We start from the raw sequence: 5949 nt of genomic DNA on the forward strand, positions 1-5949 counted from the left end.
GGTGCGGCCGGATCTGCACCGGCAGGATCTCGTTATCGCGCTTGAAGTTGATCCACGTCTCGATCAAGTCAGGCGTGAAAACGCCTCCCTCGGTGAGGTATTCGTGGTCCTCCTCCAACCGGTCGATTACTGCCGACAGCTGGGTCGGAGCCTGCGGGATGTTCGCAGCCTCCTCCGGCGGCAGTTCGTAGAGGTCCTTGTCGACCGGCGTCTGCGGCTCGATCCTGTTCTTGATGCCGTCCAGGCCGGCCATCAGCATCGCCGCGAACGCCAGGTACGGGTTACCCGATGAGTCCGGGCAACGGAACTCCAGGCGCTTGGCCTTGGGGTTGGTGCCCGTGATTGGGATACGCACACATGCGGACCGGTTGCGCTGGCTGTAGACCAGGTTGATCGGGGCCTCGAAGCCGGGGACCAGACGCTTGTAGGAGTTCGTCGTGGGGTTGGTGAACGCCAGCAACGACGGCGCGTGGTGCAGCAGACCACCGATGTAGTGCCGCGCGGTGTCCGACAGCCCGGCGTAGCCGGTCTCGTCGTACATCAGCGGGTTGCCCTCTTTCCACAACGACTGGTGGGTGTGCATCCCGGAGCCGTTGTCACCGAACAGCGGCTTGGGCATGAACGTGACGGTCTTGCCCTCCTGCCATGCGGTTTGCTTGACGATGTACTTGTACAGCTGCATGTCGTCGGCCGCGTGCAGCAGCGTGTTGAACTTATAGTTGATCTCGGCCTGACCGCCGGTGCCCACCTCGTGGTGGCCCTTCTCCAGGCTGAAGCCGGCCTTGATCAGGTTCTGCAGCATCTTGGCGCGCAGGTCCACGTAGTGATCGACCGGGGCGACCGGGAAGTAGCCACCCTTGGGGCGAACCTTGTAGCCGCGGTTCGGGGTGCCGTCGTTCTCGGTCGGCTCGCCGGTGTTCCACCAACCGGAGATCGCGTCGACTTCGTAGAACGAGCCGTTGGTACGCGAGTCGAAGGTGACCGAGTCAAAAATGTAGAACTCTGCCTCGGCGCCGAAGTAGGCGGTGTCGGCGATGCCCGTGCTCTTCAGGTAGTTCTCCGCCTTGCGGGCGACGTTGCGTGGGTCACGCGAATACGGCTCGAGTGTGAACGGGTCGTGCACGAAGAAGTTGAGATTCAGCGTCTTGGCCTGAGTGAAGAGGTCGATGTGCGCTGTTCCGGTATCGGGGAGGAGCAGCATGTCGGATTCGTGGATGGACTGGAATCCGCGAATTGAGGACCCGTCGAACGCGAGGCCATCCTCGAACACGCTCTCGTCGAAGAACGAAATCGGAATTGTGAAGTGCTGCATGATGCCTGGCAGGTCACAGAACCGGACGTCGACGAATTCGACGTTCTCGTCCTTGGCCAGTTTGATGATGTCGTCGGCCGATTTTTCGGACACCGAGGCGCTCTCCTTTGCTGCGAGCTTCAGAACAACTGTGGTCGATGATGAGCTTTCCGTTACGTGGTCGTAACGGGCTGCCCGGTCAGACGCTATGGACGCGGTGCCGGTTGAGTCAAACCTCGTGTTACGTCTACGTTACGCGGCACCACGTGCTGCTCAAGAGTCTGGCCGGAACTGACCTTATTGTGGGGTGATGACCCGCAGCAACCGGCCCCCGTCATCCGGCCACGAGTCCGGCGAGTCGGGACCGTCGCAGGGGTATCCCGGCCAATCGTTCGGCCTCCCCGAGCGGGGACCCGGATCGCTGGCCGGCTTGGGCCGGCGGCTTGTGGCTTTGATCATCGACTGGTCGATCGCATACGGCTTGGCACGTCTGACGGTCACCTTCGGCCTGATGACCAGCCAGCAGTTCCTCTACGGCAAGGCTGGAGCCGCCCTTGTGCTGGTGGTCTGGCTGGTTTTGGGCCTGCTTGCCGTGCGGTTGTTCCAATTCACCCCGGGGCAATTCGCGCTGGGCCTGCGGGTCGCATCCGTCGACAAGCGCCTGCTCGTCGGGTTGGGCCGGGCCGCGGCGCGCGGCGGGCTGATCGCGTTCGTCGTGCCCGCGCTGTTCGTCGACGCCGACGGGCGCGGCATCCAGGACCGGGTGACCGCAACAGCCGTCGTGCGCCGCTGATTGGATTCAGCGGCGACGGACGGTCCGCTGGACGCCGCGCATCTTGGCACCGGCGGGCAGCGGTCCCTTCGGCATCGCGGCGGTTCCAGCCCGCGAACCCAGAGCACTCAGCCGTGACTCCAGCGAGTCCATCTGCTTGACCGTGATGTTGGACGGCAGCTTGGTGAGGTGGCGCTCCAGCTTGGCAAGCGGAACCTCACCGTCGCCGTTACCGACGATGATGTCGTAGATCGGGACGTCGCCGACCAGCCGCGCGGTGCGCTTCTTCTCCTGGGCGAGCAGCGGTTTGACCCGGCTCGCCGAACCCTCGCCCACCAGTATCACGCCGGGCCGGCCCAGCACCCGGTGCACGGCGTCGAAATGCCCGGTGGCGGCCACCCCGGTGGTGACGCGCCACTTGCCGCGCAGGTTGTCCAGCGCCCATGCCGCGGCACCGGCTTGCCCTTCCGCCTTGCCGTAGACCGACTTTTGCGCGCGCCGGCCGAAGACGATGAACGCCGCCAGCGCGCCCAGGACGACACCCAGCACGGGCAGCGAGAACATCGAGAATCCGCCGGTCCACACCCCGATCGCCACGGAGATTCCGACAATCAGCAGAAACGCGCCCAGCATGTAGGGCAGGAGGCGCTTGTCCTCTTGGCGCTGGACATTGAAAGCCTGCCAGAGCTGGCTGCGGCGTTCTTTACTGGCGGCCTTACGAGCGGCTTTCGCCTCGGCTCGGGCAGCCTTACTCGGCTTGGCGACGCGGGATTTGGCCATAATCGCCAAGAATACTTAAACCAGCGTCAGCCCGGCTGCGCGGTGGGCGTCTCGTGTCGGCGTTGGTTGGCCTGTTGGTAGAGGCGGCCGGCACGATATGACGATCGAACCAGCGGACCGGCCAGTACCCCGGCGAAGCCCAGCTGCTCGGCGTACTCCGCGAACTCTACGAACTCCTCGGGGGTCACCCAGCGGTCGACCGGATGATGCCGCGTCGTCGGGCGCAGGTACTGGGTGATGGTGACGATGTCGCAGCCGGCCTCGTACAGGTCGACCAGCGCCGCACGCACCTCGTCGGGCGTCTCGCCCATGCCGAGGATGAGGTTGCTCTTGGTGACCAGCCCGAAGCCGCGCGCCGCGGTCAGCACGCCGAGGCTGCGCTGGTAGGAGAATGCCGGACGAATGCGCTTGAAGATGCGCGGAACGGTTTCGAGGTTGTGCGCCAACACTTCTGGCCGAGATTCGAAGACCTCCCGCAGCTGATCGGCGTCACCGTTGAAGTCGGGTATCAGCAGTTCCACCCCGGTAGAGGGGTTCAGCTGCTTGATGGCGCGCACGGTTTCGGCGTACAGCCAGGCGCCACCATCGGGTAGATCGTCGCGGGCGACACCGGTGACCGTGGAGTACCGCAGGCTCATCGCCTGCACGCTCTCGGCGACCCGTCGCGGTTCGTCGCGGTCCAGCGGCGCGGGCTTGCCGGTGTCGATCTGGCAGAAGTCACAGCGGCGGCTGCACACCTCACCGCCGATCAGGAAGGTGGCCTCGCGGTCCTCCCAGCATTCGTAGATGTTGGGGCAGCCGGCTTCCTCGCACACCGTGTGCAGACCCTCGCGGCGGACCAGCTTCTTCAGCTCGGTGTACTCCGGCCCCATCCGCAGCCGCGTCTTGATCCACTCCGGCTTTCGCTCGATCGGGGTCTCCGCATTCCGCACTTCCAGGCGCATCAGCTTTCGACCTTCGGGGGCAACGGTCACGAAGTCGATGTTACGCGGGCGGCGCTGTGCTCAGCCCTCCGGCGACGATGCCTGCGCAACGGCGGGCTGAGGAGTCGGGCTGGGGTGCACAGCGACTGCCAGTCGGCCGTCCAGGGCATCGCACACCGCGTCGGCGACCGCCGTGCGGACATCATCGACGCCGACCCGATGGCCCAGTTCGGCCGAGAGTGAGGTGACGCCGGCGTCGGTGATGCCACACGGAATGATCGTCGCGAACGCGTCGAGGTCGCAGTCGCAGTTGAGCGCGAAGCCGTGCAGCGTGGTCGACCGCGATACCCGCACGCCGATGGCGGCGACTTTGCGTGCCGGCCGCCCGTTGCCGGCCGGCACCCAGACGCCGGAGCGACCGTCGATGCGTCCGACTTGCAGGCGGAGGTCGGTGCAGACCTTGATCAAGGCTTCTTCGATGCGCCGGACGTAATTGACCACATCGAGCGGCTCGGCCAGCCCGATGATCGGATAGCCGACGAGCTGGCCCGGCCCGTGCCAGGTGATCTTGCCGCCGCGGTCGGTGTCGACCACCGGAATGTCATCGGTCGGCCGCTCCTCGGCGGCGGTGCGCCGGCCCGCGGTGTACACCGGCGGGTGTTCGAGTAGCAGCAACGTGTCAGTGCCCGCGGCCGACCGTTCTTGGGCCAATTCGCGCTGCAATTGCCAGGCGACGCGATAGTCGACAATGTCCATCTGACGGACGTCGACGGGCACCTCGCTCGACCGAATCGAAATCACAACTCCGACGCTACAACTCAAACCTGGCCAGAATCTGGCAGGCGCTAAGCGACGTCGCGCGTTGCGGTGGCGTAATTCAGTGCCTCACCAACGGTGTTGTGGCGGAATTCGAACCCGGCCCGCTCCAAGGCCGCTGGAATCGCGCGTTGGCCGCTCAGCAGCGTCTCGTCGGCGAACTCGCCTAGGGTGGCACGAATTGCGAAGCCGGGCACCATCAACGGGGTGGGACGATTCATCGCCCGGCCCAACGCCGCGGTGAATTCGGCGTTGGTGACCGGCGCAGGGCCGGTGAGATTCACCGGTCCGGACAACCGCGAGTCGGATATCGCGAACTGCAGGGCGCGGACGGTGTCTTCCAAGCTGATCCAGGACATGTACTGGCGTCCGCTGCCGAGCCGGACGCCGAGGCCGATTGAGAAAAGCGGTCGCAACTGACGCATCGCGCCGCCCGCTGCGGCCAGCACGATGCCGGTGCGGGCCAGCACCACCCGCGTGCCGGCATCCCGCGCCGGCGCGGTGACAGCTTCCCAGTCGGTGCACAGCTGGGCCAGGAAACCCGTTCCTGCCGAAGCGGTTTCGTCGACTGTGTGATCCTTGGTGTTGCCGTAATAGCCGACGGCGCTGGCGTTGATGAGCACGCCGACGCCGGCGTCGGCGACAGCGGTGGACAACACCTCGGTCGGGGTGATGCGGCTGTCGCGCAAGCTCTGCTTGAAGGCGCCCGACCAGCGACGCCGCCCGATGTTGATGCCGCACATGTTGACCACGGCGTCGACGCCGCTCAGGGCCCCGGCGTCGAGTTCACCGCTGTCGGGATCCCAGTGCAGTTCACTGGCGTTGGCCGGTGCCCGGCGCACAATGCGCACAACCTGGTAGTCGGCGATGCGCAGCGCCGTGACAAGAGCCGAACCGATCAAGCCGGACGACCCTGCGATCGCGACAGTAGTGGTCACGAGTCGAGCCTCCTCAGAGACCCAGGTCGGCCTCGAAAGCGCCTTCCTCGAGCCGATGTCTGATGGTGGTCAGGAATCGTCCGGCGTCCGCGCCGTCGATCAACCGGTGGTCGTAGGTCAGCGGCAGGTAGCAGATGGATCGCACGCCGATCGATTCGTTACCGGTCTCGTCGACGACGACCCGGGGCCGTTTGACGATCGCCCCGGTGCCCAGCATCGCCGCCTGCGGCGGCACCAGGATCGGCGTGTCGAACAGCGCGCCCTGGCTGCCGATGTTGGTGATGGTGAAGGTGCCACCGGACAGCTCGTCGGGCCGCAGATCACCCGAGCGGGCGCGTGCGGCGATGTCGGCGATGGCGCGTGCCAGTCCGGCCAGTGACAGGTCGCCGGTGTTGTGGACGACGGGGGACAGCAGGCCCTGCTCGGTGT

At 65.8% G+C, this 5949-nt stretch carries 7 protein-coding genes; 1 reads left to right on the forward strand and 6 read right to left on the reverse strand.

The genetic code is table 11. The features are described 5' to 3' along the window. Positions 1 to 1405, reverse strand: a 1405-nt coding sequence (glnA, locus tag ACQY5A_RS00285; protein ID WP_428338362.1) for a type I glutamate--ammonia ligase, incomplete at its 3' end; no start/stop codon positions are given. Positions 1406 to 1601: 196 nt separating this feature from the next. Between glnA and ACQY5A_RS00290 the strand changes: the two genes are divergently transcribed. Beyond that, complete coding sequence (locus tag ACQY5A_RS00290) at positions 1602 to 2084, forward strand: RDD family protein (protein ID WP_428338363.1); 483 nt, start codon at positions 1602 to 1604, stop codon at positions 2082 to 2084. Positions 2085 to 2090: 6 nt separating this feature from the next. On the opposite strand, the gene ACQY5A_RS00295 is transcribed toward ACQY5A_RS00290, so the two are convergent. The 5 genes from ACQY5A_RS00295 to ACQY5A_RS00315 all read right to left on the reverse strand — a co-directional run. After that, positions 2091 to 2843, reverse strand: a complete 753-nt coding sequence (locus tag ACQY5A_RS00295) for a DUF4191 domain-containing protein (RefSeq protein ID WP_428338364.1) — start codon at positions 2841 to 2843, stop codon at positions 2091 to 2093. Positions 2844 to 2869: 26 nt separating this feature from the next. Then, on the reverse strand, positions 2870 to 3817 hold the full coding sequence (lipA, locus tag ACQY5A_RS00300; protein ID WP_428338365.1) for a lipoyl synthase: 948 nt from the start codon (positions 3815 to 3817) through the stop codon (positions 2870 to 2872). A 30-nt stretch (positions 3818 to 3847) separates the two neighbouring features. Then, positions 3848 to 4567 (reverse strand): lipoyl(octanoyl) transferase LipB, encoded by a 720-nt coding sequence (lipB, locus tag ACQY5A_RS00305; protein WP_428338366.1) that lies wholly within the window; start codon positions 4565 to 4567, stop codon positions 3848 to 3850. Between the two features lie 44 nt (positions 4568 to 4611). After that, complete coding sequence (locus tag ACQY5A_RS00310; protein ID WP_428338367.1) at positions 4612 to 5520, reverse strand: TIGR01777 family oxidoreductase; 909 nt, start codon at positions 5518 to 5520, stop codon at positions 4612 to 4614. A gap of 13 nt (positions 5521 to 5533) precedes the next feature. Beyond that, positions 5534 to 5949, reverse strand: a 416-nt coding sequence (locus ACQY5A_RS00315) for a 2-oxo acid dehydrogenase subunit E2 (RefSeq protein ID WP_428338368.1), incomplete at its 5' end; no start/stop codon positions are given.

This window comes from Mycobacterium sp., from assembly GCF_965277065.1.
Classification (GTDB): Bacteria; Actinomycetota; Actinomycetes; order Mycobacteriales; family Mycobacteriaceae; genus Mycobacterium.

Coding starts and splice junctions, on each gene's coding strand:
- ACQY5A_RS00290 (WP_428338363.1), top strand. CDS start 1,602: ATGACCCGCAGCAACCGGCCCCCGTCATCCGGCCACGAGTCCGGCGAG.
- ACQY5A_RS00295 (WP_428338364.1), bottom strand. CDS start 2,843: ATGGCCAAATCCCGCGTCGCCAAGCCGAGTAAGGCTGCCCGAGCCGAG.